The sequence below is a fragment of the Streptomyces sp. NPDC003016 genome (assembly GCF_053591455.1).
Map to the genome: position 1 here is coordinate 131,336 of NZ_JBSFTV010000008.1, position 26,987 is coordinate 158,322.

General features: G+C 70.2%; 24 protein-coding genes, 5 tRNA genes and 1 pseudogene. 20 read left to right on the forward strand and 10 right to left on the reverse strand.

What is annotated here, in order from left to right:
* Positions 1 to 398: 398 nt before the first annotated feature.
* Positions 399 to 617: pseudogene (locus ACWDZ4_RS09230) on the reverse strand (YceI family protein); the annotation flags it as partial.
* 109 nt (positions 618 to 726) lie between these two features.
* Between ACWDZ4_RS09230 and ACWDZ4_RS09235 the strand changes: the two are divergent.
* From ACWDZ4_RS09235 to ACWDZ4_RS09255, 5 genes are all read left to right on the forward strand, one after another.
* Positions 727 to 1,236, forward strand: a complete 510-nt coding sequence (locus tag ACWDZ4_RS09235) for a hypothetical protein (protein ID WP_451507795.1) — start codon at positions 727 to 729, stop codon at positions 1,234 to 1,236.
* 132 nt (positions 1,237 to 1,368) lie between these two features.
* On the forward strand, positions 1,369 to 1,620 hold the full coding sequence (locus ACWDZ4_RS09240; RefSeq protein ID WP_451507796.1) for a hypothetical protein: 252 nt from the start codon (positions 1,369 to 1,371) through the stop codon (positions 1,618 to 1,620).
* Positions 1,621 to 1,979: 359 nt separating this feature from the next.
* Positions 1,980 to 4,343 (forward strand): polysaccharide lyase 8 family protein, encoded by a 2,364-nt coding sequence (locus tag ACWDZ4_RS09245; protein ID WP_451507797.1) that lies wholly within the window; start codon positions 1,980 to 1,982, stop codon positions 4,341 to 4,343.
* A gap of 164 nt (positions 4,344 to 4,507) precedes the next feature.
* Positions 4,508 to 6,091: an acyl-CoA carboxylase subunit beta gene (locus ACWDZ4_RS09250; RefSeq protein ID WP_344497313.1), complete on the forward strand. Its 1,584-nt coding sequence runs from the start codon at positions 4,508 to 4,510 to the stop codon at positions 6,089 to 6,091.
* 35 nt (positions 6,092 to 6,126) lie between these two features.
* Positions 6,127 to 6,321, forward strand: a complete 195-nt coding sequence (locus tag ACWDZ4_RS09255; protein ID WP_093798852.1) for an acyl-CoA carboxylase subunit epsilon — start codon at positions 6,127 to 6,129, stop codon at positions 6,319 to 6,321.
* Positions 6,322 to 6,441: 120 nt separating this feature from the next.
* On the opposite strand, the gene ACWDZ4_RS09260 is transcribed toward ACWDZ4_RS09255, so the two are convergent.
* The 8 genes from ACWDZ4_RS09260 to ACWDZ4_RS09295 all read right to left on the reverse strand — a co-directional run bounded on the left by ACWDZ4_RS09260 (position 6,442) and on the right by ACWDZ4_RS09295 (position 16,802).
* A complete protein-coding gene (locus ACWDZ4_RS09260; RefSeq protein WP_028813754.1) occupies positions 6,442 to 7,023 on the reverse strand; it encodes a GTP-binding protein in 582 nt (193 codons plus the stop codon).
* Positions 7,004 to 7,570, reverse strand: coding sequence for a DUF742 domain-containing protein (locus tag ACWDZ4_RS09265; RefSeq protein WP_451507798.1), 567 nt, complete (start codon positions 7,568 to 7,570; stop codon positions 7,004 to 7,006). Before ACWDZ4_RS09265 ends, ACWDZ4_RS09260 begins: the two co-directional genes overlap by 20 nt.
* Positions 7,571 to 7,661: 91 nt before the next feature.
* Complete coding sequence (locus tag ACWDZ4_RS09270) at positions 7,662 to 8,075, reverse strand: roadblock/LC7 domain-containing protein (RefSeq protein WP_037649449.1); 414 nt, start codon at positions 8,073 to 8,075, stop codon at positions 7,662 to 7,664.
* Positions 8,076 to 8,085: 10 nt separating this feature from the next.
* Positions 8,086 to 11,247, reverse strand: a complete 3,162-nt coding sequence (locus tag ACWDZ4_RS09275; RefSeq protein ID WP_451507799.1) for a nitrate- and nitrite sensing domain-containing protein — start codon at positions 11,245 to 11,247, stop codon at positions 8,086 to 8,088.
* 340 nt (positions 11,248 to 11,587) lie between these two features.
* Positions 11,588 to 12,169: a GTP-binding protein gene (locus ACWDZ4_RS09280; RefSeq protein WP_451507800.1), complete on the reverse strand. Its 582-nt coding sequence runs from the start codon at positions 12,167 to 12,169 to the stop codon at positions 11,588 to 11,590.
* Entirely contained in the window at positions 12,150 to 12,557 is a 408-nt protein-coding gene (locus ACWDZ4_RS09285) for a DUF742 domain-containing protein (protein ID WP_344497308.1), read from the reverse strand. The genes ACWDZ4_RS09280 and ACWDZ4_RS09285 overlap by 20 nt, the downstream gene beginning before the upstream one ends.
* 120 nt (positions 12,558 to 12,677) lie before the next feature.
* Positions 12,678 to 13,091, reverse strand: coding sequence for a roadblock/LC7 domain-containing protein (locus tag ACWDZ4_RS09290; protein WP_037649408.1), 414 nt, complete (start codon positions 13,089 to 13,091; stop codon positions 12,678 to 12,680).
* A 9-nt stretch (positions 13,092 to 13,100) separates the two neighbouring features.
* The gene (locus tag ACWDZ4_RS09295) at positions 13,101 to 16,802 is read right to left on the reverse strand and encodes a nitrate- and nitrite sensing domain-containing protein (protein ID WP_451507801.1); all 3,702 of its coding nucleotides are present in this window, start codon (positions 16,800 to 16,802) and stop codon (positions 13,101 to 13,103) included.
* A 585-nt stretch (positions 16,803 to 17,387) separates the two neighbouring features.
* On the opposite strand from ACWDZ4_RS09295, the gene ACWDZ4_RS09300 reads away from it, so the two are divergent.
* From ACWDZ4_RS09300 to ACWDZ4_RS09350, 11 genes are all read left to right on the forward strand, one after another.
* Positions 17,388 to 17,561: a hypothetical protein gene (locus ACWDZ4_RS09300; RefSeq protein WP_451507802.1), complete on the forward strand. Its 174-nt coding sequence runs from the start codon at positions 17,388 to 17,390 to the stop codon at positions 17,559 to 17,561.
* Between the two features lie 98 nt (positions 17,562 to 17,659).
* Complete coding sequence (locus tag ACWDZ4_RS09305; protein WP_451507803.1) at positions 17,660 to 18,466, forward strand: fumarylacetoacetate hydrolase family protein; 807 nt, start codon at positions 17,660 to 17,662, stop codon at positions 18,464 to 18,466.
* Positions 18,459 to 19,934 (forward strand): glutamate--tRNA ligase, encoded by a 1,476-nt coding sequence (gene gltX, locus ACWDZ4_RS09310; protein WP_451507804.1) that lies wholly within the window; start codon positions 18,459 to 18,461, stop codon positions 19,932 to 19,934. Before ACWDZ4_RS09305 ends, gltX begins: the two co-directional genes overlap by 8 nt.
* 168 nt (positions 19,935 to 20,102) lie before the next feature.
* On the forward strand, positions 20,103 to 20,822 hold the full coding sequence (locus tag ACWDZ4_RS09315; RefSeq protein WP_451507805.1) for an HAD family hydrolase: 720 nt from the start codon (positions 20,103 to 20,105) through the stop codon (positions 20,820 to 20,822).
* A gap of 89 nt (positions 20,823 to 20,911) precedes the next feature.
* A tRNA-Gln gene (locus ACWDZ4_RS09320) sits at positions 20,912 to 20,983 on the forward strand.
* Between the two features lie 23 nt (positions 20,984 to 21,006).
* Positions 21,007 to 21,079 (forward strand) — tRNA-Glu (locus tag ACWDZ4_RS09325).
* A gap of 63 nt (positions 21,080 to 21,142) precedes the next feature.
* Positions 21,143 to 21,215: transfer RNA gene (locus tag ACWDZ4_RS09330), tRNA-Glu, on the forward strand.
* Positions 21,216 to 21,245: 30 nt separating this feature from the next.
* Positions 21,246 to 21,317, forward strand: a tRNA-Gln gene (locus ACWDZ4_RS09335).
* 23 nt (positions 21,318 to 21,340) lie between these two features.
* A tRNA-Glu gene (locus ACWDZ4_RS09340) sits at positions 21,341 to 21,413 on the forward strand.
* Between the two features lie 141 nt (positions 21,414 to 21,554).
* Entirely contained in the window at positions 21,555 to 21,893 is a 339-nt protein-coding gene (locus tag ACWDZ4_RS09345; protein ID WP_451507806.1) for an STAS domain-containing protein, read from the forward strand.
* Positions 21,883 to 22,854: an anti-sigma factor RsbA family regulatory protein gene (locus ACWDZ4_RS09350; RefSeq protein ID WP_451507807.1), complete on the forward strand. Its 972-nt coding sequence runs from the start codon at positions 21,883 to 21,885 to the stop codon at positions 22,852 to 22,854. Before ACWDZ4_RS09345 ends, ACWDZ4_RS09350 begins: the two co-directional genes overlap by 11 nt.
* 78 nt (positions 22,855 to 22,932) lie before the next feature.
* Here ACWDZ4_RS09350 and ndgR read toward each other — a convergent pair whose 3' ends face one another.
* Positions 22,933 to 23,652 carry an IclR family transcriptional regulator NdgR gene (ndgR, locus tag ACWDZ4_RS09355; protein ID WP_028813744.1) on the reverse strand — a complete coding sequence of 240 codons (720 nt, stop codon included), beginning with the start codon at positions 23,650 to 23,652 and terminating at the stop codon, positions 22,933 to 22,935.
* 173 nt (positions 23,653 to 23,825) lie between these two features.
* On the opposite strand from ndgR, the gene leuC reads away from it, so the two are divergent.
* The 4 genes from leuC to ACWDZ4_RS09375 form a co-directional block, all read left to right on the forward strand.
* The gene (leuC, locus tag ACWDZ4_RS09360) at positions 23,826 to 25,250 is read left to right on the forward strand and encodes a 3-isopropylmalate dehydratase large subunit (protein ID WP_451507808.1); all 1,425 of its coding nucleotides are present in this window, start codon (positions 23,826 to 23,828) and stop codon (positions 25,248 to 25,250) included.
* Between the two features lie 11 nt (positions 25,251 to 25,261).
* Positions 25,262 to 25,855 carry a 3-isopropylmalate dehydratase small subunit gene (leuD, locus tag ACWDZ4_RS09365; protein ID WP_451507863.1) on the forward strand — a complete coding sequence of 198 codons (594 nt, stop codon included), beginning with the start codon at positions 25,262 to 25,264 and terminating at the stop codon, positions 25,853 to 25,855.
* Positions 25,856 to 26,047: 192 nt separating this feature from the next.
* On the forward strand, positions 26,048 to 26,275 hold the full coding sequence (locus tag ACWDZ4_RS09370; RefSeq protein WP_451507809.1) for an SCO5555 family protein: 228 nt from the start codon (positions 26,048 to 26,050) through the stop codon (positions 26,273 to 26,275).
* 143 nt (positions 26,276 to 26,418) lie between these two features.
* A partial coding sequence (locus ACWDZ4_RS09375; RefSeq protein ID WP_451507810.1) for an HU family DNA-binding protein occupies positions 26,419 to 26,987 on the forward strand: 569 nt, incomplete at its 3' end.

The following is a 26,987-nucleotide window of genomic DNA, read 5'->3' on the forward strand; positions in this document are numbered from 1 at the left end:
GGTCTCGGCATCGGCCGCCGCGGGGGACGGCTCACCCGCGGCGGTCCGCCGCGCAGTTCGCCCGCGCCGTCCGGATCGCGCCGGTGTTGGACGCCGTCGAAGTGCGAAGGGTGCGAAGGGGCTGAACGCGCTGAGGGCCTGAACACATGCAGTCCCCGGTAGTCCGTCCCGTTGCCGTGAGTTCCAGCCGTCGCTGAGAACTCCGGCACCCGGGAGGATCTGCCGGGGGCCTGGCCAGAGCCTGCGAGTGGGTCGTCACGCATGTCGACGAACGTCTCCGTCGACCGTGCGGCTCGCTCCGGTTTCCTGGTGTATTAAGAATTTTCCTCACGATTTCGCCTGAGTCAAGAAGTTGCCCGTCTTCTCTGACTCCGGCGGCCGGTTTTCTGACGGCCGGATCAGGACTGCGGTGCCGCGTTCTTGATCGCGGAGATGTCGAAGGTCAGCTTGACCTTGTCGCTGACCATCACGCCGCCCGCCTCCAGCGCCGCGTTCCAGGTCAGGCCCCAGTGGGAGCGCAGGATCTCCGCGCCGCCCTCGAAGCCGACGCGCTCGTTGCCGTACACGTCCGTGGCGGAGCCGTTGAACTCCAGGTCGACGGCGAGCGGCCTGGTGACGCCCTCTGGCGAACGCGCGGAGGACTCGGGCACCATCTCCTTGCTCCACCTGCACAGCCGTCCCGTACGACCTCAGGTCCACCACGGTCATCCAGCAGGAGGAAACCTCGTGAGAATCCGCTCCGTCCTCAGCGTGTTCGCCCTCGTACTCGGCGCGCTCTTCGCGCCCGGCTTCGGCGTCGTCGGCGGTGCGACCGACGCGCACGCCGCCACCAGGATCAGCCACTCCACCGCGACCTCGATGTTCCGCTCGTCCGGAATCACCTGGTCGTCGTCCGGCGGCTGCTCGGACCGCAACAACCCGACCTGTACGTCGTTCGAGCAGCTCAACCTCGCGTCCGCGCAGGGCGCGCAGACCCTCAGGAGCGCCAGCGGCTGCGCGCTCAACATCACCGGCGGCACCGAGACCGGGCACGCCGGCGGCACGTACTCCCACTGGAACGGCTACAAGCTCGACTACTCCAAGTACACGTGCGTCGGGAACTACATCAAGAACACCTTCACCTACATCGGTGTCCGTGGCGACGGGGCCCCGCAGTGGAAGTCCGGGTCCGGGAACATCTACGCCGATGAGGGCAACCACTGGGACGTGACGTACTACAACTGCGGTGGCTGCTGAGTCACTTGGACTTCCGGGCGGCGGTTCTTGGACTGCCGCCGCCCGGAGCGTTCCACTTCGCTGACGCTGACGCTGACGCTGACGCTGCCGAGGCCCCAGGGCTACTCAGTCCTCGTGTCCCTCGTGTCCCTCATGTCACGAAGACTCGGGGCGGCGTGCGCTCTCGCAGCCGCCTCGTCCGCCGGCGCCGTCATCGGCTCCGCGCAGCTCTCGGTCGCCGCGGCCGAGGACTTCCCGCGGGTCCTCTCCTGCACGGACCGGGCGGGCGGCGCCCGGTTCCTCGGCAGTGCGGAACCGGTCACCGGCGTGACGCCCGACGGCAAGGCGTACGCCGAGGAGATCACCGGCCCATCTGCCGGACCGGCCCCGGCGCCGTCCCGCTGAAGGAGGGGCGCAGCTACCGCGTCGAGTTCGGCCACCAGTCGGGCCACGCGGACCGGGGCGACGCCCGCTTCCTCTGCGCGGGCCGACCCGGCCGGCCCCCGGAACGCGCGCGTCCTCGATCGCCGGACAGGCCCGCACGGAGCCCCTCCGGCGATCGAGGAGCGGGGCCCGGGGCGGAGCCGCACCGCGGCGCGGCGGGAAACGCCGCGGGAAACCCGCACCGCACCCACGGCTCCGGCTCCGCACCCGCCCGGGGGCAAGCGCTTTCCCCCAATGCTCGCACGACCATTGATTGCTCCCGGAGCGCCGTGCTACACCAGCGGGCACAGGTCTACACCACTCCAGCTCCGGAGGCCCCCGTGCCGCTCCCGCCCGCCTGGTCCCGCCGTGTCTTCCTCGCCACCACCTCCGCCACCGCACTCGGCCTGGCCCTCGCCGGCCACGCCCCCGCGCGAGCGGCGGGCAGCGCCGACGAGTACGAGACGCTCCGCCTGCGCTGGGCCGAACTCTCGCTCGGCACCGGATTCGACCCGGCCACCGAGCCGTACGCCTCGCGCCTGAAGGAGACCGGCCGTCTCGCCGCCGGTTTCCGCGCCGCCATGGCTCCGGCCGGCGACTCCCTGTGGCCCGGCCACACCTTCGACCCGCCGGCCGGCATCACCCAGAGCTACAGCCGTCTGTGGACCATGACCCAGGCATACCTCCAGCCCGGCACCGGCCTCACCGCCGACGCCGCCCTCCTCGCCGACGTCATCAAGGGTCTCGACCACCTCTCCACCACCATCTACAACCCCTCCACCACCCGTTACGGCAACTGGTGGGAGTGGCAGATCGGCAGCCCCCGCCTCCTCATGGACATCGTCGCCGCCCTCCACGACGAGCTCGGCGACGACCGGCGCCAGGCCGCCTGCGCCGCCGTCGACCACTTCGTCCCCGAGGCGATGCTGAAGAACTACTCCGGCACGAGCACCGGCGCCAACCGCGTCGACCTCTGCCGCTCCGTCGCCCTGCGCGGCGTCATCGGCCGCAGCCCGGCGAAGATCGCCCTCGCCCGCGACGCCCTCTCGCCCGTCTTCCCGTACGTGACCAAGGGCGACGGCCTGTACGCCGACGGCTCCTTCGTCCAGCACACCTGGGTCGCCTACTCCGGAACGTACGGCCAGGTCATGCTCGACGGTCTCGGCCGCCTCTTCACCCTCCTCGCCGGCTCCACCTGGGCCGTCACCGACCCGAACCGCCAGATCATCCTCGACTCCGTCGAGAACGCCTACGCGCCGCTCATCTACAACGGCCTGATGATGGACAGCGTCAACGGCCGCGCGACAAGCCGGGGTTACCTCAAGAGCGACGACCGCAAGGTCATGCGCAGCGACCACTTCCACGGCCAGGGCCTGATCGCGGCCATCCCGCTCCTCGCGGGCGGCGCCTCCCCCGCCGAGCGCGAGCGCTGGACCGCGATGGTCAAGGGCTGGATCGAGCGCGACCGTACGACGCCGCTCCTCACCGCACCGCAGTTCGACGTCGCCGACCTCTCCCGGCTGCACGCCGTCGCCGCCTCTCCCGTGGCCGCCGCGCCCGAGCCCGTCGCGCACAAGCTCTTCGCCTCCATGGACCGGGCCGTGCACCGGCGCCCCGGCTGGGCGGCCGGCATCACGATGGCCTCGGAGCGGATCTCGTACTACGAGTGCGGCAACGGCGAGAACCCGCGTGGCTGGCACACCGGTGCCGGAATGCTCTACTGGTGGCCGGGGGAGAGGGCCAACGACCAGTACACCGACTGGTTCTGGCCCACCGTCGACTTCTACCGCCTCCCCGGAACCACCGTGTCCACCAAGCGGCTCGCCGACCGGGCGGGCGGCGAATGGGGCGCCCCGAGGCCCGCCGTCTCATGGGTCGGCGGTACCACCGACGGCGAGTTCGCCGCCGTCGGCCAGCACCTCAAGGGCCTCGGCTCCACCCTCGAAGCCCGCAAGTCGTGGTTCTGCCTGGCCGACACGGTCGTGTGCCTCGGCGCCGGCATCACCTCCACCGACGGCATACCCGCCGAGACGATCGTCGACAACCGCATGCTCGGCGAAGGCGGTACGCACCCGCTCACGGTCGACACCGGCCACGCCACTCCTCGCTGGGCCCACCTCGAAGGACACGGCGGCTGGGTCTTCCCCGGCGGCGCGGACCTGAAGACCCTGCGCGAGGACCGCACCGGCTCCTGGAGCGACATCAACACCACCAGCACCACCGAGCGCCGGACCCGCCGCTACCAGACCCTCTGGCTCGACCACGGCACCGACCCGGTGGACGCGTCGTACGCCTACCTCCTGATGCCGGGAGCCTCCCGCCGCACCGTCGCCGCCCGCTCGGCCGACCGCGACTGGCTGAAGGTGCTCGCCAACACCCGCGCCGTCCAGGCGGTGGCCGTCCGCTCCCTGGCCGTCACGGCCGCCAACTTCTGGCAGCCGGGGACGGTGGAACGGCTGACGGCGACGGCCCCGGCGAGCGTGCTCGTGCGGCGCGAGCGGCGCACCGCCACGCTCGCGGTCAGCGAACCGACGCGCACCGGACGGCCGCTGGAGATCGCCTGGGAGCACCCCGGCGTCCGCGGTGTCCGTGTCGTCACGAAGGACCCCGGCGTCGAAGTGCTGTCCACCGGCCGTACGCTGAAGCTCCGCATCACGCCCGGCACGGCCGGAGCGACCCACCGCTGTGAGGTGTCTCTCAGCTGACGGCGGGGGAGGCCCTTGTCGGACCTCCACAATCCGCGACGGCTCTGGGCTGGTACTTAGGCTGCATGGGTGGATGGTTCTGTCCAGTGGTGACAGGAGAACGGGCCGGAGACTGTGAAGAGTCGACGGCCTGTTTTCCTTGTGCGCCTTCGTAGGGTCAGTACATGACCGTTTTGGACGAGACGCCGCGCGAGCCCACCGACGCCCGTGGCCGGGTGGCCGAGCTGCTCGCGCTGCGCGAGCAGGCCCGCCGCGGGCCCAGTGAACGGGCGACCGAAGCCCAGCACGCCAAGGGCAAGCTGACCGCCCGTGAGCGCATCGAGCTGCTGCTCGACCCCGGCACGTTCAAGGAGGTCGAGCAGTTGCGCCGGCACCGGGCGACCGGGTTCGGCCTGGAGGCCAAGAAGCCGTACACCGACGGTGTCATCACCGGCTGGGGCACGGTCGAGGGCCGCACGGTCTTCGTCTACGCCCACGACTTCCGCATCTTCGGCGGCGCGCTGGGCGAGGCCCACGCCACCAAGATCCACAAGATCATGGACATGGCCATCTCGGCCGGCGCCCCCCTGGTCTCCCTCAACGACGGCGCCGGCGCCCGTATCCAGGAGGGTGTCTCGGCGCTCGCCGGCTACGGCGGCATCTTCCAGCGCAACACCCGCGCCTCCGGTGTCATCCCGCAGATCTCGGTGATGCTCGGCCCGTGCGCGGGCGGCGCGGCCTACAGCCCGGCCCTGACCGACTTCGTCTTCATGGTCCGCGAGACCTCGCAGATGTTCATCACCGGCCCGGACGTGGTCCGCGCGGTGACCGGCGAGGAGATCACCCAGAACGGCCTCGGCGGCGCCGACGTGCACGCCGAGACCTCGGGCGTCGCGCACTTCGCGTACGACGACGAGGAGACCTGCATCGCCGAGGTCCGCTACCTGATCTCGATGCTGCCCTCCAACAACCGCGAGAACCCGCCCACCGTCGAGTCCCAGGACCCGGCGGACCGCCGCTCCGACGTGCTCCTGGACCTGGTCCCGGCCGACGGCAACCGCCCGTACGACATGCGCAAGGTCATCGAGGAGCTCGTCGACGACGGCGACTTCCTGGAGATCCACGAGCGCTGGGCCACCAACATCCTCTGCGCGCTGGCCCGCCTGGACGGCCAGGTCGTCGGCATCGTCGCCAACCAGCCGCAGTCCCTGGCCGGTGTCCTGGACATCGAGGCCAGCGAGAAGGCCGCGCGCTTCGTGCAGATGTGCGACGCCTTCAACATCCCGATCGTCACCCTGTTGGACGTACCCGGCTTCCTGCCGGGCGTCGACCAGGAGCACGGTGGGATCATCCGCCACGGCGCGAAGCTGCTCTACGCGTACTGCAACGCCACGGTGCCGAGGATCTCGCTGATCCTGCGCAAGGCCTACGGAGGTGCGTACATCGTCATGGATTCCCAGTCCATCGGTGCCGACCTCACCTACGCCTGGCCCACCAACGAGATCGCGGTGATGGGCGCGGAGGGCGCCGCCAACGTCATCTTCCGCAAGCAGATCGCCGAGGCCGAGGACCCCGAGGCCATGCGCGCCCGCATGGTCAAGGAGTACAAGGCGGAGCTGATGCACCCGTACTACGCCGCCGAGCGCGGCCTGGTCGACGACGTGATCGACCCGGCCGAGACCCGCGAGGTGCTGATCGCCTCCCTCGCGATGCTCCGCAACAAGCACGCCGACCTGCCGTCGCGCAAGCACGGCAACCCCCCGCAGTGACCCTGCGAAGAACCCGAAGAAGACGGAGCGCCTCCATGAACGAATCCCTGCTGCGCGTCGAGAAGGGCCACGCCGAGCCCGAGGAGCTGGCCGCGATCACCGCGATCCTGATGGCCCGCGCCGCGGGCCGCTCCGAAGCGGCCCCGGTCCACCACGGCCGCTCCACGGCCGGCTGGCGGCGCCTGGAGCGCACCCCGGGCTTCCGCGCCCCGCACAGCTGGCAGGGCTGAGCAGCCCCGCTGTTCCCGGCGCGTACGACGAAGGCCCCCGTCCACTCCTCGGAGTGGCGGGGGCCTTTCCCGTACGCGCGCCGGTACGCCGCACACGACGCGTACGCCGTGTCCGGCCTCCTACCGGAGCCGCGCCATCAGGGCGTGCTCGACGAGGGTGATCAGCGCGCTCTTGGCGTCCGCGCGGTGGCGGGCGTCGGTGGTGAGGATCGGGGTGTCGGGGCCGATCTGGAGCGCCTCGCGCACCTCGTCGGGGTTGTACGGCTGGTGACCGTCGAAGCCGTTGAGGGCGATGACGAACGGCAGCCCGCTGTTCTCGAAGTAGTCGACGGCGGGGAAGCAGTCGGCGAGACGGCGGGTGTCGACCAGGACGACGGCGCCGATCGCACCGCGCACCAGGTCGTCCCACATGAACCAGAAGCGGTCCTGACCGGGCGTACCGAAGAGGTACAGGATCAGGTCCTGGTCCAGGGTGATGCGGCCGAAGTCCATGGCCACCGTGGTGGTGGTCTTGTCTCCGGTGTGCGTGAGGTCGTCGATGCCCGCCGATGCGGACGTCATGACGGCCTCGGTGCGCAGCGGGTTGATCTCCGAGACGGCTCCGACGAACGTGGTCTTGCCCACGCCGAAACCGCCCGCCACCACGATCTTCGCGGAGGTTGTGGAGCGGGCTGCTCCGCTGCTAGAGCTTGCGAAGTCCACTGAGCACCCTTTCGAGCAGTGTCACGTCTGGCTGACCGCCGGCGGACTCGTCGCCGCCGGGCTGGTGAATGGCTACAAGTCCGGCCTCTGCCAGGTCGGCGACGAGGATCCGGGCAACCCCGAGGGGGATGGTGAGAAGCGCCGAGATCTCGGCAACCGACTTGATCTCCCGGCACAGATGGCAGATCCGCTGGTGCTCGGGCAACTGCCCTTGCAGACGTGACGGGTCCGCCGTGGTGCTGACCAGTGCCTCGATGGCGAGCTGGTAGCGCGGCCTGGTGCGGCCGCCGGTCATGGCGTACGGGCGAACCAGTGGATTGTGGTTCGCCTGGGTGACGGCGGGCGCGGGGGCCCGCCGCGACTGCGCCGGCTGGGTGCGAGGCTGTCGCTGCTGCGGAGGCTGCGGCGCCTGCGGCGGCTCGTACGGCTGGGCCCGGCTCGGCGCGGAGGGGAAGTTGAACCTGTTCTGCGAGGTGTCACCCTGATTCTGGCCCTGGCCCTGGCCGTAAGGCCAGTTGGCCGAAGAGCCGTCTGGGGGTGTTGCCACGTTTCCTCCTCCGACTGCCGGGCATCCGTTGCTGTGGAGCCACATCCCCGCACCCTAAAGCCCGGGGCCGCCACAGCGCACTGTCTGTCTGTTAGTTGAGAAGACTTCCTTGCAGCTCGGCACGGAGGTCCGGGGTGAGGACGCTGCCGGCCCGGTCCACCAGGAGAGCCATCTCGTAGCCCACGAGGCCGATGTCGGCCTCCGGGTGGGCCAGTACGGCCAGCGAGGAACCGTCCGAGATCGACATCAGGAAGAGGAAGCCGCGCTCCATCTCCACCACGGTCTGGTTGACCGCGCCGCCCTCGAAGATCCGGGAGGCACCCGCCGTCAGCGACGTCAGGCCGGAGGCCACGGCCGCCAGCTGGTCGGCGCGGTCCCGGGGGAAGCCCTCGGACATTGCCAGCAGGAGTCCGTCGGCGGAGACCACCACCGTGTGCGACACCCCGGGGGTGTTGTCCACGAAGTTGGTGATCAACCAGTTCAGATTCTGCGCCGCCTGGCTCATCGGGCTCACACTAACGCTCCTGGTTGTAGGTGTTGCCATGGCCACCGTGCTGATCGTAAGTGGCCGCTGTGTTCGTGTCCGTCCCCGCGTTGCGTCCCTGCTGGACGCCGCGGCGCAGGTTGCTCAACCTGCCCCGTACGTCCTCGGGAGCGCGGGAGACCTGGGGGCCGCCCTGCGGGCTCTGCTCCGCGGTTCCCTCGACCAGATTGGCCTTGGGCACCCGCCGGGGGAGACCGGAGGAGGTGACTCCGCCCGCCTTGGGCTCACGGAGCTTCTCCGCCCGCTGCCAGCGCTCGTCGTTCGACGAACGCCAGTCGTCGGTGCCGCCCTTCCCGTCCTCACCCTGCTGCCGCGCGTTCTGCTGCGGCTGCCGGGCGACGGCCTGCTGCTGGGCGGCTTCCTGTCCGGTGGGCTGCCCGACCGGCTCCCCGGAGGGCTGCCAGTGCTGCTGGCCGCCGCGCCGCGGAAGGCCCGCGTCGGTCAACTCGTGGGAGGGGACCGGGGCGGTACCCGGACGGTCGAAGCCTACGCGTTCCGGGCCGTTCGCGGGAACGTCCTGCGCAGATTCCGGTTCCGTCCCGAACCCCTGCTCGTACGTACCGTTGTAGGAGTCCTGATTCGGCCAGTTCCCCTGGTGGGGGGCAGAATCGTATGTACTTTCGTACGTTGCCTGCGGTGCTGCGGGCTCCTGGTGCCCGGCCTCCGGATACGCCGGGTAGGCCGGATAGTCGTCATACCCCCGCTGGTCGTACGCCGACTGCTGGGGCTGCTGCTCGTACTGCTGCGGGTCCTCGTACGACGCCTGCTGCGGTACCTCGTCACGGAAGAGCGGACGGTCGCCGGTGACCTGCGCCCCCAGCTGGGCACGCCGCTCCTCGCGGATCAGCGAGCGGCCCACCGGGTCCAGCTGTGCCTCGTCGGGCTCCTCGGAGCCGTAGCGCGAGTCGTCGAAGCCGAGTTCGGCCGCGGTGCGCAGCGGGGCGCTCTCGAAAGCGGGCTGCTGCTGCTCGGGAATGATCGAGGAGACCGTGAAGTCGTCCTGCGGCAGCGCGTCGCCACCGCCACCGTGGGTGATGGCGTCCGGCAGCATGACCAGCGACGTGGTGCCGGCCTGCTCTCCCGAGGGGCGCAGCTGGACGCGGATGCTGTGCCGGTCCGCGAGGCGGCCGACCACGAACAGACCCATGCGCTGCGAGACGGTGGCGTCCACGGTCGGCGGGTTCGCCAGCTTGTGGTTGATGTCCGCGAAGTCCTCGGCGGTGAGGCCGATGCCCTTGTCGTGGATCTCGATCATGACGCGGCCGTCGGGCAGCCGGGTCGCGGTGACGCGCACCTTCGTCTGCGGCGACGAGAAGGTGGTGGCGTTCTCCAGCAGCTCCGCGAGCAGGTGCACGAGGTCGGTCACGGCCTGGCCGTGGATCTCCGAGTCCGGTACGCCGCTGAGCTCGATGCGCTCGTACATCTCCACCTCGGAGGAGGCGGCGCGGAGCACGTCGACCAGCGGGACCGGCTGGTTCCAGCGGCGGCCGGGCTCCTCGCCCGCGAGGATGAGGAGGTTCTCGCCGTTGCGGCGCATACGGGTCGCGAGGTGGTCCAGCTTGAAGAGGTTCTCCAGCTGGTCCGGGTCGGCCTCGTTGTTCTCCAGGTGCGTGATCAGGGTCAGCTGGCCCTCGATCAGGGACTGGTTGCGCTGCGAGAGGTTGGTGAAGATCGCGTTGACGTTGCCCCGCAGCATGGCCTGCTCGGCGGCGAGCCGGACGGCCTCGCGGTGCACCTGGTCGAAGGCGCGGGCGACCTCGCCGATCTCGTCGCGCGTGGTGATCGGGATCGGCTCCACGCGGGTGTCGACGCGGCCGGGCTCCGTACGGGAGAGCTGGTCGACCAGCGACGGCAGGCGCTGCTCGGCGATGCCGAAGGCGGCGGTCCGCAGCCGGCTCATCGCACTGCTCATCTGACGGGCCATCATGCCGGCCAGGAGGACCGAGGCGAGCAGCGCGATGATCACGACGAGACCGTTGACGATGGCGTCGGTCCTGGCGTCGGACGAGATCGTGGCGGCCTCGTTCACGGCCTTGTCGACGAGGTCGGTCTCGATCTCCCTGTAGCCCTCGAACTTGGCGGTGGCGGCGGCCATCCAGAACTCGGGCGTGACGCCCTTCTGCTGCAGACCGGCCGGCTTGCCCTTGCCGATCTGCTCGACCATGCCGTCGAAGACGGAACCGTCCTTGCTCGGCGGGGCCTTGAAGGGGACACCGGCCTGGTCGGCCTGGTGCTTGGCGTCGGCGAGCTTCTTGGCGCCGTCCTCCGCCTTCTCCTTCATGACCTGCTTGAGCTTGTCGGTGTCCTCCTGCGTACCGCCGGAGACGTACTCGCCGAGGGCGATCTGCTCCAGGTAGCTGTACGAGTTGAAGGCGACCGTCTGCTGCGCGAACTTCTCCGGGTCGCCGCTCGGGCGGACCAGGAGGTGCATGCCGATGGAGCGCTGGAGCGACTCGGCGGCCTTGGCGAGCTGGATGGCGTAGACCGTACGGCCGTAGGCGGTGATGTTGCCGGTGCCCAGGCCGAGCTCGTTCGACAGCTCCATCAGGGAGTGCTGGACGGCGGTGTAGCCCTCTTCGGTCTTCACCGGGTCGAAGGCCTGGGTGTACGCGGCCTTGCGCAGCGCGGGGAGCTTGGGCTCCTCCTTCGCGAAGAGGTCGAGACGGCGTTCGAGGCCCTGCCCGTCGGGAAGGTCCTTGGTGGCCGCGTGGAACTTCTTCGCGGCCGCGTCGGTCTCGGCGCGGATCTCGGTGACCTCGGAGCTGGTGCGCTTGCCCTGGAGGAGCGGGGCCGCGGTCAGGTCGCGCTCGTTGAGCAGTGCCTGGCCGTACTCGGAGGCGGCGCGTACCAGGAGCGCGGTCTTCTCGGCGTCCTGGGCTTCCTGCCAGGTGTCGATCGACCCCTTGACCTGGAAACCGCCCATGACGAGACCGACCAGCACGGGTATGAGCAGGATCGCGTTCAGCTTGGTGGGCACGCGCCAGTTGCGCGGCGAAAACCGGCCGCTGCTGTCACTGCTCGCGGGGGCGCCAGGGACAGTGGGCGAGGTCGCGGGCGACGTCGCTGTTCGCGGCGGCGGGGTGAAGTTGCCCCGCGCCTGCTGCTGTGCGGAGCTCGTCTTGCTACGCCTCACTCGACCAACAACCTCTCGGCGCCGACACCTACGCTGTGCCGTTTTTCTCGTTCAGGGCCGTACTACTCGGGAGTTCGACGAATTCCAGCACGGCAAGCGGCTGCCTTCCAAACAGCAGGAACCGGCCATTCCGAGTGGTGTAAGCCTCAGATAAAACGGTCAAAAAGAGCGAGCGGCGTCAAATGGCGGGGGCAATGTGAGCGCAGCGGCACCGCACGAACGCGCGGGGTGGCCGTGGCGGAGCAATTCTCTTTCGAAACGTTATGAACACCGGGGCGGAGAGTGTCGAAGGACACAGTCCGCCCCTGGCGCCGTTATGACAACTGCCGTGTGGCACGGACTACTTGAGTCGTGCCATCAGGGCGTGCTCCACGAGGGTGATCAGCGCGCTCTTGGCGTCCGCGCGGTGACGGGCGTCGGTGGTGAGGATCGGGGTGCCCGGACCGATCTGGAGCGCCTCGCGCACCTCGTCGGGCGTGTACGGCTGGTGCCCCTCGAAGCCGTTGAGGGCGATGACGAACGGCAGCCCGCTGTTCTCGAAGTAGTCGACCGCGGGGAAGCAGTCGGCGAGACGGCGGGTGTCGACCAGGACGACGGCGCCGATCGCACCGCGCACCAGGTCGTCCCACATGAACCAGAAGCGGTCCTGACCGGGCGTACCGAAGAGGTACAGGATCAGGTCCTGGTCCAGGGTGATGCGGCCGAAGTCCATGGCCACCGTGGTGGTGGTCTTGCCACCGGTGTGCGTGAGGTCGTCGATGCCGGCGCTCGCGCTGGTCATCACGGCCTCGGTGCGCAGCGGGTCGATCTCCGAGACGGCTCCGACGAACGTGGTCTTGCCCACGCCGAAGCCGCCCGCCACCACGATCTTCGCGGAGGTCGTGGAGCGGGCCGTCCCGCCGCTAGAGCTGGCGAAGTCCACTGAGCACCCTTTCCAGCAGCGTGACGTCCGGCGTGCCGCCGGCCTCTCCATTGCCCGGCTGGTGGATGGCCACCATGCCGGCCTCCGCCAGGTCGGCGACGAGGATCCGTGCGACACCGAGCGGCATCGACAGCAGCGCCGACACCTCCGCCACCGACTTGACCTCGCGGCACAGGTGGCAGATCCGCTGGTGCTCGGGGAGCAGCGTGGACAGGTGTGCGGGATCGGCGGTGGTGCTGACCAGCGCCTCGATGGCGAGTTGGTAGCGCGGCCGGGTCCGGCCGCCGGTCATCGCGTACGGACGTACCAGCGGCTGGTCGCCCTCGTGGTCGTACGACGCGTCGTAACGCGTCCCGTACGGATCACGAGAAGCGGGGGGCGGGGTCATGGATCGATCCTCCGGGCATGACAACAGGGGATGGGCCTGCCGTCTGACGGGGCCGGGGTGGGGGGCTGTGCGCGGCCTTTACGGTTTGTTCTCGGCAATACCTGCGGTGCGGTGCGCGGCCTAGTGGAGAAGACTGCCCTGAAGCTCCGCACGGAGGTCCGGGGTGAGAACGCTGCCGGCCCGGTCGACCAGCAGCGCCATCTCGTAGCCGACCAGGCCGATGTCGCAGTCGGGGTGGGCGAGCACGGCCAGCGAGGAGCCGTCGGACACGGACATGAGGAAGAGGAAGCCGCGCTCCATCTCGACGACGGTCTGGGTCACAGCCCCGCCCTCGAAGATCCGGGACGCCCCCGCGGTCAGCGAGGTCAGGCCGGAGGCCACGGCCGCCAGCTGGTCGGCACGGTCGCGAGGGAAGCCTTCGGACATCGCCAGAAGGAGTCCGTCGGCGGAGACCACCACGGTGTGGGACACCCCTGGGGTGTTGTCCACGAAGTTGGTGATCAACCAGTTCAGGTTCTGGGCCGCCTGGCTCATCGGACTCAACTAACGCTCCTGCTGGTGAGTGGGGTCAATGGTGAAGCTGCCGGTCGTCGAGCCGTTGCTGCCGGCCTGGCGACCCTGCTGGATACCCCGACGAAGATTGGTCAGCCGGCCGCGTACGTCGTCAGGCGCACGCGAGACCTGCGGACCGGTCTGGTGGTTCTGCTGCTGCGCGGTACCCGGCACCAGATTGGCGCGCGGGACGCGTCGCGGCAGACCCGAGGTCGTGACACCGCCGGCTGCGGGCTTCTTGACCCGCTCGGCCTGCTTTACGAGTTCGTCGTTCGGCGAGGTGCGCCAGGCGGCGCCGTTGGTGGCGTTCGTACCGTGGGTGGTGCTGCTCGCGGCACCCGTGTCGCGCGCCTGGGCGCGCTGCGGCATCGGAGGGGTGGCGGCGTGCGCGGCAGAGGACTGCTGCACCGGCCGCCCGGACTGCTGCTGGGGCTGCTGGGGTACGCCGGGGACCTGATGCTCGCCCTGCTGGAACCAGTTCGACTCGAGCGTGTCGAAGAGCGGCGTACGCCCGTCACCGGGACCGGGGGCGGGCGGCAGCTCGTGCTGCGGCTGCTGCGGAGGCAGGCTCGCGACGGGCGGACGCGGCGCGGCGCCGGGGTTCGCGGCGTTCCCCGCGTTCTCGCGGCCGTGCCGGCGCGGTGCCACGGGACCGAGGTCCTGGGGCCCGCCCTGGGGACGGCCCTGGTCCGGGCGCTGCCCCTGCCCGTGCGGCTGGGCCTGGCCGCCGTAGGCGCCCACCGGGCCGGCCTGCTGCGGGGCGCCGAAGTCCGGCCCGGCGAACTGCGCGGTGGACGCGGCATCCTGCGGAGCCTGGAGCTCGGGCCGCTGGTACGGGCCGGCCGAGCCGCTGCCCTGCGGGGCGTGCGCCTCGGGCCCGGCGAACTGGCCCGTGGACGCGGGGTCCTGCGCACCGCGGGCGCCGGGACGCTCGTACGGTCCGGTCGTCTGCTGGTCCACGGGACCGCGCACGTCGGAACGCTCGAACAGGCCCGCGGACGCGGGCGGCGGCCCGTCGAAGTCCGGCCGCTGGAACTCGGCGGTCGAGCCGGGGCCCTGCCGGTCCGCGGCCTCTTCGTGACCGCGCGGCTGGTCGGCGCCCCAGCTGGTGGCCTGCGGACGCGCCGGACGCTGCGGGGCGGCGGAGCCGGGCAGTTCGGCACGCCGGCCGCCACGGGGCTGCTGCTGCGCACCGCCGCCCTGGCCGGCCTGGGTGCCCTGGGCGGGGTCGCTCTTCTGGAAGGCGTTCTGGCGTACGCCGGGACGCTGCTCACGGTTGCCGGCCTGCCGGCTGCCGCCGAAGGCACCGGAAAGACCGCCGGCCTGGCCGCCCTGGCCGGGCCGGCCCGGAGCGGAACCGGGCTGCTGGCCCTGGCCGGGACCCTGGCCCCCGTCGCGCCCGGGCAGCGCCGCACGCGGACCGGAGCCCGCGACCTGGCCGCGCGCGCCGCCGGAACCGGCGGGCAGCCGTCCCGCCGGGGCGCCGCCGGCCGGCCCGCGGCCGCCGGGGCCGGAGGGCACCTGCGGCTGGGCCGCCGCGCCGGTCTTGGCCGGAGCCTGCTTGCCGCCCTGGGCGACATCGACGGGCAGCATGACCAGCGCGGTCGTGCCGCCGGAGTCGGAGGGGCGCAGCTGGATGCGGATGCCGTGTCGCAGGGACAGGCGGCCGACCACGAACAGGCCCATGCGGCGCGAGACCGAGACGTCCACGGTGGGCGGCGAGGCGAGCCGCTCGTTGATCGCCGCGAGGTCCTCCGGCGACAGGCCGATACCCGTGTCGTGGATCTCGACGAGCACCCGCCCGTCGGGCAGCGCGTGACCGGTGACGCGGACCTTGGTCTGCGGAGAGGAGAACGACGTGGCGTTCTCCAGCAGCTCGGCGAGGAGGTGCACGAGGTCGTTGACGACGCGTCCCGCGACCTCGGTGCCCGGCACCGAGGACAGCTCGATGCGCTCGTACTGCTCCACCTCGGAGGCGGCGGCACGCAGGACGTCGACGAGCGGCACGGGCCGGGTCCAGCGGCGGCCGGGCTCTTCACCGGCGAGAACGAGCAGGTTCTCGCCGTTGCGGCGCATGCGGGTCGCGAGGTGGTCGAGCTTGAAGAGCGAGGACAGCTGGTCGGGGTCGGCCTCGCGCGACTCCAGCTCGGAGATGAGCGAGAGCTGACGCTGGATGAGACCCTGCGAACGCCTCGACAGGTTGGTGAACATCGCGTTGACGTTGCCTCGCAGCAGCGCCTGCTCGGCGGCGAGGCGGACCGCCTCGCGGTGCACGTCGTCGAAGGCCGCGGCCACCTTGCCGATCTCGTCGCGCGAGTGCACACCGACGGACTCCACGGACGTGTCGACGTCCTGCGGGTCGGCCTCGGAGAGCTGCTTGACGAGCTCGGGGAGACGGTCCTGGGCGACCCGGGTGGCGGTGTCCTGGAGCCGGCGCAGCGAGCGGATCATGGAGCGGGCCACGACGAACGCGCCGACGAGCGAGACACCGAGGACGAGCAGGATCAGCGCACCGTTGAGGATGGCGTCCTGCTGCGACTCCTCGCGCAGCTCACGAGCCTTCTGCTCCATCTCGTTGAGGAGCGTGGCCTCGATCCGCTTCATGGCCAGGATCTTGTTGGAGTCCGCGTCCGTCCAGTCCATGTACGAACGCGGGAGCTCACGCCTGAGCCCGCCCGACGTCTGCAGAATCCGGTGCGCGTACTTGTCGGCGGCCTCGATCTCGGGCTTGCCGGTGTCCAGCGACTCGGTCAGCTTCTCGGCGTCGCCCACGTAGACGGAGGCGAACGAATTGCGCGCCGCGTCCTCGTTCTCCATCGCGGACTTGGCGAAGAGCCGGTCGCTCTCGTTGAGCTTGCCCGTCTCCCGGTTGTTGGCCGGCAGCGCCGCGGCGATGATCGCGCGCTGGATGGAGGCGTACTCCTTGGCGGAGGAGAAGGCCGCCAGGGCGCGCGTCCGCTTGATCATCTCCGGGTTGGAGGTGGCCTGCGCCATGTCCTGGGAGAGGCTCAGCAGCGAGGTGATCAGCTGGCTGTAGTTGTTGACCGTCTGCGAGTTGGACGTCTCCTGGTACGCGTCCTCGCGGATCTGGCGGATGGAGTTCAGCCGGCCGGCGATGTCCCGGAGGCTGACGCGGATGCTCCGGAGGCTCTCGTCGCCTTCCGTCTCGACGCTGTTCGTACCGGCGATGAACGCGTCCCTGGCCCGGTCGGTCCTGTCCCGGGGGCCCTTCACCTTGAAGTCGGCGGGGCTGGTGCCGTTGGCGAGCGGACCGGCCGACTTGTCGCGCTCCTCCTGGAGCGCGGTGGCGAGCTCGGTCGCCTGCTTGGTCATCTCGGTCAGCAGCTGCATGTGCTCCAGCTGCTCCATGTCGTTCATGGACTCGTTGATACGCAGACCGCCGAGCGTGGTCGCCGCGACCACCGGCAGGGCCAGCAGGGAGACCAGACGGGTGCTGATGCGCCAGTTGCGCAGGGCTATTCGCGAGCCCGTGGAAATGGGCTCGCCGGCTCTCACGGGAGCCGCCTGCTCGCCGCCGCCCTTGGGCCCGGTGCGCACGGCACGATCGCCGCCACCGTCGCCGACCGCGGCCCGAGCGTGCTTCTGGGCGTGCTGGGGCGAGGATCCGCGGTCGGTCCCGCGCGGCTCCTGCTCCGCCGCAGCGCTGCCATCCCTCTTGAAACGTCCCTGCACTAGCGTCGCAACCTCTGGACCAGGCGTTCCTCCGCGCGAACGGCGGAACGGTGTCGAGTCGTGGGGCACCGAGCGGCCCCATGGGTGGTCGTGAGTGACCGGCGCTTCTCCCCTTCCCGCCGCCACTCGGCGCTGCGTTGCTGCGTTGCGCCCTGCGCGCCGGCTGGAATCTCGCGGCGGTCCGGGGAATTCCAGCACAGTGCCGGATCTCCAACAAGGCCCGCGTGTCGGGCCGTGACCGGCGTGACACGGCGTGAGGGGCGTGTGACAAGTTGTAGAAACAGTTCAGGGGCAAAAGGGGCAAAAGCGAATGAGTCGCTTAGGGGTGGGGGGTGTCCCAGTCCTGATGATCAGGAGCGGAATGATGGCTTCAGTGGGGCAATGTCCGTTTCTCCGGCCACCAAACTCCGCCCGAAATGATCGATATGCCTGCCATCTCGTGAGGAAACTCACACACTGTTCCCGTCTGCTTCACATCTTTGACGGGGAAACGGGTGTTTAGCCTGACGCTTTACAGGGATGGCGAATCCGGCAATCACCGCGCCCGGCCGACGGGCGCCCCTACCGACAAGGCTTGAACAACAGATGAACGCCACGACGATGTTCCGCAGCACCGCCAACCCGCGCCGCACCACGCTGGCGCACCTCGAGGACGCCACGGACCTGCAGACGGCCGAGCGGCCGGAACACCCCGTCGAGCTCCCCGCCGAGACCGCCAACCCGCGCCGGACCGTCCTCATGGAAGCCCCCGCCGCCTAGGCGGACGCGGCGGCGTTACGGGAGGTGGGACCCCTCGGCCGCGTTAGCCTGGAGCGTCAGTCTCCGGCCAGCCAGCAAGTAAGGGGCGGCAGCATCCCGTGCGCATCGCCAGGTTCTCCATCGACGGCAATGTCGCCTTCGGCGCGGTTGAGGGTCCCAGCGCCCCCGGCGCAGAGGCAGACCTCGTCCTCGACATCATCAAGGGCATCCCGTACGCCGACTTCGAGCTCTCCGGCGTCAAGGTCCCGCTGAGCAAGGTCCGGCTCCTGCCGCCCGTGCTCCCCAGCAAGGTCGTGGCCGTCGGCCGCAACTACGCGGAGCACGCGGCGGAGCTGGGCAACACCGTCTTCGACGATCAAGGCCGTCCGGACGCGCCCCTCACCTTCTTCAAGCCGTCCACGTCGGTGACCGGCCCGGGTGACGACATCGCGTACCCCTCCTTCTCCAGCGAGCTGCACCACGAGGCCGAACTGGCCGTGGTCATCGGCCGCATGTGCCGTGAGGTCCCGCGCGAGCGCGTCAAGGACGTCGTCCTCGGCTACACCTGCGCCAACGACGTCACCGCACGCGACGTCCAGCAGCGCGAGAAGCAGTGGGCCAGGGCCAAGGGCTTCGACACCTCGTGCCCGCTCGGCCCCTGGGTGGAGACCGACCTCGACCCCGCCGACCTCGCCATCCAGTGCACGGTCAACGGGCAGCAGCGCCAGCTGGGGCGCACGAGCGACATGATCCGCTCCGTCGAGGACCTGATCGTGCACATCTCCGAGGCCATGACGCTGCTCCCGGGCGACGTCATCCTCACAGGGACCCCGGCCGGAGTCGGGCCCCTGAACGTCGGCGACGAAGTCGCCGTCACCATCGAAGGCATCGGCACTCTCACCAACAAGGTGATCAAGCGTGGCTAGCGCACCCGTACGTGTACGTTTCTGTCCCTCGCCGACCGGCAACCCCCACGTGGGCCTGGTCCGCACCGCCCTGTTCAACTGGGCGTTCGCCCGGCACAACGGCGGCACGATGGTCTTCCGCATCGAGGACACCGACGCCGCCCGCGACTCCGAGGAGTCGTACCACCAGCTGCTCGACTCGCTGCGCTGGCTGGGCCTCGACTGGGACGAGGGTCCCGAGGTGGGCGGCCCGCACGCCCCGTACCGCCAGTCGCAGCGGATGGACCTCTACAAGGACGTCGCCCAGAAGCTGATGGCGGGCGGTTACGCGTACGAGTGCTTCTGCACCGCCCTGGAGCTGGAGGTACGCCGCGACGCGGCCCGCGCCGCCGGCAAGCCCTCGGGTTACGACGGCACCTGCCGCAACCTGAGCGCCGACCGCATCGCCCGCTACAAGGCCGAGGGCCGCGAGGCCATCGTGCGCTTCCGCATGCCCGACGAGCCGATCACCTTCACGGACCTGGTCCGCGGCGAGCTGACCTTCAACCCGGACAACGTCCCGGACTACGGCATCGTCCGCGCCAACGGCGCCCCCCTCTACACGCTCGTCAACCCCGTCGACGACGCGCTGATGGAGATCACCCACGTCCTGCGCGGCGAGGACCTGCTGTCCTCCACCCCGCGCCAGATCGCGCTGTACAAGGCGCTGATCGAGCTGGGCATCGCCAAGGAGATCCCGCGGTTCGGGCACCTCCCGTACGTCATGGGCGAGGGCAACAAGAAGCTCTCCAAGCGCGACCCCGAGGCATCCCTCAACCTCTACCGCGAGCGCGGCTTCCTCCCCGCGGGCCTGCTGAACTACCTCTCCCTCCTCGGCTGGTCCATCGCCGAGGACCGCGACATCTTCACGATCGAGGAGATGGTCGCCGCCTTCGACATCGCGGACGTCAACGCCAACCCGGCGCGCTTCGACCTGAAGAAGTGCGAGCACATCAACGCCGAGCACCTGCGCAAGCTCCCGGTGGAGGAGTTCACCGCGGCCTGCGAGCCGTGGCTGAAGGCGCCGTACGCCAACTGGAAGCCCGAGTCCTTCGACCGCGCGGCCTTCGAGCGGATCGCCCCGCACGCCCAGACCCGCGTGACGGTCCTGTCCGACATCACGGCCAACGTCGACTTCCTCTTCCTCGACGAGCCGGTCGAGGACGAGGCGTCCTGGGCGAAGGCGATGAAGGGCGAGCCGGTCCCGCTCCTCACCACCGCCCGCGCCAACCTCGAAGCGGCCGACTGGACCAGCCCCGAGTCCCTCAAGGAGGCCGTCCTGGCCGCCGGCGAGGCCCACGGCCTGAAGCTCGGCAAGGCCCAGGCCCCGGTCCGCGTCGCGGTCACCGGCCGCACGGTGGGCCTGCCGCTCTTCGAGTCCCTGGAGATCCTGGGCAAGGAGAAGACGCTCGCCCGTGTCGACGCGGCCCTGGCCAAGCTCACCGCCTAGTCACGCCCGTACGTACGAAGGGCCCGGAAGCCGCACCGGCTTCCGGGCCCTTCCCGTACCGTCGGAGCGTGCCGATCCGCGCCGTGGTCCGGGGCATCGAGACGGTGTTCTTCGGGAGTGACCCCCGAGCCCCCAGCCGGGAGCGGGCGGTGCGGGTACCGTCGGAGCATGCCGATCCGCGCCGTCGTCTGGGACATCGACGACACGATCTTCGACTACGCGAGCGCCGACACCACGGGCATGCGCGATCACCTCGCGGCCGAGGGCCTGCTGAACGGGTACGACTCCGTCGACCAGGCCCTCGACCGCTGGCGCGAGCTCACCGAGGTGCACTGGGCGCGGTTCGCCGCCGGCGAGGCCGGCTTCGAGGAGCAGCGGCGCGACCGCGTCCGGTCCTTCCTCGGCACGCCGCTGAGCGACGACGCGGCGGACGAGTGGTTCCTGCGGTACGTCGCCCACTACGAGGCCGCCTGGAAGCTGTTCCCCGACACCGTCCCGGCGCTGGACGTCCTGGCGGAGGACTACCGCCACGCCGTGTTGTCCAATTCCAGCGTCCACAACCAGGACCGCAAGCTGCGGATCCTCGGTGTGCGCGACCGCTTCGAGGCGCTGCTGTGCGCCGCGGAGCTGGGCTTTTCCAAGCCCGCGGCCGAGGCGTTCCACGCGGCCTGCGACGCGCTCGGCCTGCCCCCGCACGAGGTGGCGTACGTCGGCGACCAGCCCGACATCGACGCCCGGGGCGCCGACGCCGCCGGCCTGGCGGGCATCTGGCTCGACCGCGGCGGAGTCGGCGGCCGGCCGGAGCTCGTCCGGATCACCGGCCTTGAGCAGCTACCTGGCCTGTTGCGGGGCGATACCCGTTTTGGAGCGCCGTCCACCTTCGGGTAATGTTCTTTCTGCGCCGCCCGAGAGGGCCGAAAGGTCCGGCACGGGAAGCGCAGACCAAACAAACCCCCCACCAGGGGGTTGAGTTTTGGTGGGCTATGGTGTAATTGGCAGCACGAGGGTTTCTGGTTCCCTTAGTCTAGGTTCGAGTCCTGGTAGCCCAGCTCGCAGAGCTCGTTTCTGCAAGGCCCCCGTTGTGTAGCGGCCTAGCACGCCGCCCTCTCAAGGCGGTAGCGCCGGTTCGAATCCGGTCGGGGGTACAGATCCTTTCTTTCCATCGCCTTCGGGTCGCTCCCGGATGCGATGACGCAAGGATCGCTAGGGCCCCCGTTGTGTAGCGGCCTAGCACGCCGCCCTCTCAAGGCGGTAGCGCCGGTTCGAATCCGGTCGGGGGTACTGTTTAAACCACATTGGTCTAAACCACCATGGGCTATGGTGTAATTGGCAGCACGAGGGTTTCTGGTTCCCTTAGTCTAGGTTCGAGTCCTGGTAGCCCAGCTCGCAGAGCTCGTTTCTGCAAGGCCCCCGTTGTGTAGCGGCCTAGCACGCCGCCCTCTCAAGGCGGTAGCGCCGGTTCGAATCCGGTCGGGGGTACGTACGAAGAAGGCCTCCCGCACTGCGCGGGGGGCCTTCTCGCATATCGGCTGCCCGCACGGGCGGACCGGGCCCGTGCCCAGCACTACGCTGTGCCGCGCACCGCAGTCTCCGCACCCGCCCCCCCGAGGAGCGCCGGCGTTGGAACCCCTCGTACGCACCGCGGAGTTATGCGTCGTCCGGACCCGTCGGCCCGACGGACTCCGCGTCGAAGGTGTCGTGGACGCACAGGGCCACCAGCACCTCCGTGCCGCCCTGGAGGTGGTCGAGCAGGTCGACGGAGACATCCAACTCGACCTGTCCCGGCTGGAGTTCCTCGATCTCGGCGGGCTGCGGCTGCTGGTGGCGTTCGCCCGGTCACGTGCTGCGGGAAGCCAGGTGGAGCTGGTGGGTCTCGCTCCGCATCTGCGTGAAGTGATCTCGCTGGTGGGCTGGGACGAGACCCCCGGCCTGCGCCTGGGAGGCGACCATGGCAACTGACAGTGGTGCGAGCGGCGCGGGCTTCGTCCACCACGCCTCCCTGTACGACAGCGACGAGGCGTTCCTCGCGACGGCCCTCCCCTTCGCCGAGGAGGGGCTGGAGGCGGGCGAGCCGGTGCTCGCCGCGACCACGCCCGCCAACATAGAACTGCTCCGCGACGCCCTCGGCGCGCGGGCCCACGGCCTCGACACGGCGGAGACGGCCTACTTCGGCCGCAGACTCGTGGAGCGCGTCTCCTCGTTCCTGCGCTACGTCAACCGACGCGGGGTGCCGGGCCGGCGGACGCGGATCATCGCCGAGCCCCTCTGGGCGGGCAGGTCCGCCCGTCAGATCGCGGAGTGGAAGCACATGGAGTCCGGACTGAATGTGCTGCTCGCGGACGCCGACCTCTGGATGATCTGTCCGTACGACACCCGGACGGTCCCCGAGGACGTCGCGGCGGCCGCCCGCGCCACCCACCCGGGACACGTGACCGGGGCGGAGATCCTGCCCTGTGCGGCGTACGTCGATCCGGACGCGTACGCGGCGGCGGCGGACGCCCCGCTGCCCCCGCCGCCCCCGGGCGCGGACCGGCTGGACGGACCGGCCACACCTGCCGCCGTACGCGCCTTCGTGCGCGGCAGCGCCGCGGCGGCCGGCCTCGCGGGGGCGCGTCTGGCGATGGCCGAGATCGTCGCCAACGAGGCGCTGGCCTGCCTGTTCGACCACGGGGCGACAGGTGCGCAGGTGTGCGCCTGGGAGGAGCCCGGCATCGTCGCCTGGGATCTGTCCGCCACCGGACCGGCGACCTCGGTTCCGGCGGCCTGGGCGGGGTTCGCGCCCCCCGGTGTGCGGGCCGGGCCGTTCGACGGGCTGTGGCTGATGCGCAGCCTCTGCGAGTCGGTGGAGATCCGCAGGGTGGACGCCAGGCTGCGGCTGCGGCTCAGGTACTCCGGAAAGAACAACGCCGAGCGCATCTGAGCGGGGCGGCGCTCCGGTCCGCTCACAGGCCGGAACCGCCCTCGGTCTCCGCCGGCCGCCCCCGGCCGCTCTCCGCCCTCAGCCGCCCGAGCGGCGCAGCGCCTCCGAGAGGCGGGCCGCCGAGTCGATGACCGCCTGGGCGTGCATCCGCCCCGGGTGGCGGGTCAGCCGCTCGATCGGTCCGGAGACCGAGACGGCCGCGACCACGCGGTTGGACGGGCCGCGCACCGGCGCCGACACCGACGCCACGCCCGGCTCGCGCTCGCCGATCGACTGGGCCCAGCCCCGGCGGCGTACACCGGACAGGGCGGTCGCCGTGAAGCGGGCGCCCTGGAGGCCGCGGTGCAGGCGCTCCGGCTCCTCCCAGGCCATCAGGATCTGGGCGGACGAGCCCGCCTTCATGGTGAGTGTGGAGCCCACCGGGACGGTGTCCCGCAGTCCGGACAGCCGCTCGGCCGCCGCGACGCAGATGCGCATGTCGCCCTGGCGGCGGTAGAGCTGCGCGCTCTCGCCGGTCACGTCGCGCAGGTGCGTGAGGACGGGTCCCGCCGTGGCCAGCAGCCGGTCCTCGCCCGCCGCGGCGGACAGTTCCGACAGCCGCGGGCCCAGGATGAACCGGCCCTGCATGTCCCTCGCCACCATCCGGTGGTGTTCCAGTGCCACGGCAAGGCGGTGTGCCGTGGGTCGTGCGAGCCCGGTCGCCGCGACCAGCCCGGCGAGGGTGGCCGGACCGGACTCCAGAGCGCTCAGTACCAGAGCTGCCTTGTCGAGAACGCCGACGCCGCTAGAGTTGTCCATGCGTCGATACTCGCGTCTCACTCTGTGAAACGCAAGTTCAATTTTCCCGGGAACTTGCGAATCTGTGGGGGAGGCCGCACAACGGCCCGCAGTCACCGCCCCGTACGGGGGTCGAGGCGAGGGCGATCCGATCTCTAGATGGGCCGGCGAAGACGCCGGCCGAAGGGAAAGCGATGGGTAGGACACTTGCGGAGAAGGTCTGGGACGACCATGTCGTCAGGCACGCCGAGGGCGAGCCGGACCTCCTCTTCATCGATCTGCACCTGCTGCACGAGGTGACCAGCCCGCAGGCCTTCGACGGCCTCCGCAAGAGCGGCCGCCGGGTGCGGCGGCTCGACCTCACCATCGCCACCGAGGATCACAACACCCCGACCCTCGACATCGACAAGCCGATCGCGGACCCGGTCTCCCGGGTCCAGCTGGAGACGCTGCGCAAGAACTGCGCGGAGTTCGGCGTACGACTGCACCCGCTCGGCGACGTCGAGCAGGGCGTCGTCCACGTGGTGGGACCGCAGCTGGGCCTGACCCAGCCCGGCACCACCGTGGTCTGCGGCGACAGCCACACCTCCACGCACGGCGCGTTCGGCGCGCTGGCGTTCGGCATCGGTACGTCGCAGGTCGAGCACGTGCTGGCCACCCAGACGCTGCCGATGGCCCCGCCGAAGACCATGGCCATCACGGTCGAGGGCGAACTGCCCGCCGACGTGACCGCCAAGGACCTGATCCTCGCCGTCATCGCGAAGATCGGCACCGGTGGCGGCCAGGGCTACGTCCTCGAATACCGCGGCTCCGCCATCGAGAAGCTCTCGATGGAAGCCCGGATGACCATCTGCAACATGTCGATCGAGGCCGGCGCGCGGGCGGGCATGATCGCCCCCGACCAGACCACCTTCGACTACCTGCAGGGCCGCGTGCACGCCCCGCAGGGCGAGGACTGGGACGCCGCCCTCGCCTACTGGCGGACGCTGCGCACCGACGACGACGCCGTCTTCGACGCGGAGGTCTTCATCGACGCCGCCGCACTGGCGCCGTTCGTCACCTGGGGCACCAACCCGGGCCAGGGCGCGCCGCTGTCGGCCAGCGTCCCCGACCCTGCTTCGTACGAGGACGCTTCGGAGCGCTTCGCCGCCGAAAAGGCCCTGGAGTACATGGGGTTGACCGCGGGGCAGCCGCTGCGCGAGATCAAGGTCGACACCGTCTTCGTAGGTTCGTGCACCAACGGCCGCATCGAGGACCTGCGGGCCGCGGCCGCGCTCATGGACGGCCGCAAAGTCGCGGAAGGCGTGCGCATGCTGGTCGTCCCCGGCTCGGTGCGGGTCGCCCTCCAGGCGATCGAGGAGGGCCTGGACAAGGTGTTCACGGCCGCCGGCGCCGAATGGCGGCACGCGGGCTGCTCCATGTGCCTGGGCATGAACCCCGACCAGCTCGCCCCCGGTGAGCGCTGCGCGTCCACCTCCAACCGCAACTTCGAGGGCAGGCAGGGCAAGGGCGGCCGCACCCACCTGGTATCGCCGCAGGTCGCCGCCGCCACCGCCGTGCTGGGCCACCTGGCCGCACCCGTCGACCTGTCCGACGTTCCGACGCTCGTGGAGGCCTGATCACCATGGCCATGGAAGCTTTCACCGCACACACCGGCCGGGCCGTTCCGCTGCGCCGCAGCAACGTCGACACCGACCAGATCATCCCGGCCCACTGGCTGAAGAAGGTGACCCGCGACGGTTTCGAGGACGGGCTCTTCGAGGCCTGGCGCAAGGACCCGGAGTTCGTCCTCAACCGCCCCGAGCGGGAAGGCGCCACGGTTCTGGTGGCGGGTCCCGACTTCGGCACCGGCTCCTCCCGCGAGCACGCCGTGTGGGCCCTGCAGAACTACGGCTTCAAGACCGTGATCTCGTCGCGGTTCGCGGACATCTTCCGCGGCAACTCGCTCAAGAACGGCCTGCTGACCGTCGTACTGGACCAGAAGGTCGTCGACGCGCTCTGGGACCTCGTCGAAGCGGACCCCGCCGCCGAGATCACCGTGGACCTTCAGGACCGCCAGGTGCGGGCCGAAGGCATTACGGCTGATTTCGAGCTTGACGAGAACGCCCGCTGGAGGTTGCTGAACGGTCTGGACGACATCAGCATCACCCTCCAGAACGAGCCCGACATCGCGGCTTACGAGGCAGGCAGGCCGTCGTTCAAGCCCAGCACGGTGCAGGTCTGACACCTTCCCGTCACTCTGTTGCCCCCCGCCGTCCATGGCGGGGGGCAACAGCATGTTTCGGCCTCAACTCCCGTGGTAGACGCCGGAGATGGAATGGGTTCGACTCACGGCTGCGGGGCCTTCTGGAGGCCCTGATTCCACTAGTTGCCCCCGCCGGAGGCGACAACTCGCCCCAGATGGCACAATCGGTGCATGGAACGCGACAGCCAACTCGAGCTCTACGAGGCGGTCGCGGACCGGTTGAAAGAAGCACACACAGCGGTGCGCACACTGCAAGTCCCGGAGGGCGTACGGATGGCGCTGACCCGGAAGCTGCTGGTCATAACGGCCGCGGCGAAACACGATCTCGCCGGTACGGCAAGGCGCCTGGACAGGTTGATGAAGGACCTCGACGAGGGTCGATTCCCTGAAGGTGACTGAGACCTGCGGAACTCCGCAAGGTCTACTTCGTTGCGGCACTAGGGTGATTAGCCCGTTTCGTGTTTGATTTGCGGTATATATCTGCCTAACGTGCGAAAAAGCTTGAACACATTCGTTCTGGCAATGTCTCCGAAGGGGAAGACGTGAACAAGGCGCAGCTCGTAGAAGCGATTGCAGACAAGGTCGGCGGCCGTCAGCAGGCCGCGGACGCGGTCGACGCGGTACTCGACGCGATCGTCCGCGCAGTGGTCGCCGGCGACCGTGTTTCGGTCACCGGCTTCGGATCGTTCGAGAAGGTCGACCGTCCGGCCCGTTACGCCCGCAACCCGCAGACGGGTGAGCGGGTGCGGGTCAAGAAGACCTCGGTTCCGCGCTTCCGCGCAGGTCAGGGTTTCAAGGACCTGGTCAGCGGTTCGAAGAAGCTCCCCAAGGGCGGCGAGGTCGCCGTCAAGAAGGCGCCCAAGGGCAGCCTCTCGGGTCCTCCCCCCACCATCGCCAAGTCCGCGACCAAGAAGGCCGCCACCAAGAGGGCGTCCGCCGCCGCGAAGAAGGCGACCCCGGCGAAGAAGGCCACCGGCGCCGCGAAGAAGACCACCGCGACGGCGAAGAAGGCCACCCCGGCGAAGAAGGCCACCGGCGCCGCGAAGAAGACCACCGCGACGGCGAAGAAGGCCACCCCGGCGAAGAAGGCCACCGGCGCCGCGAAGAAGAC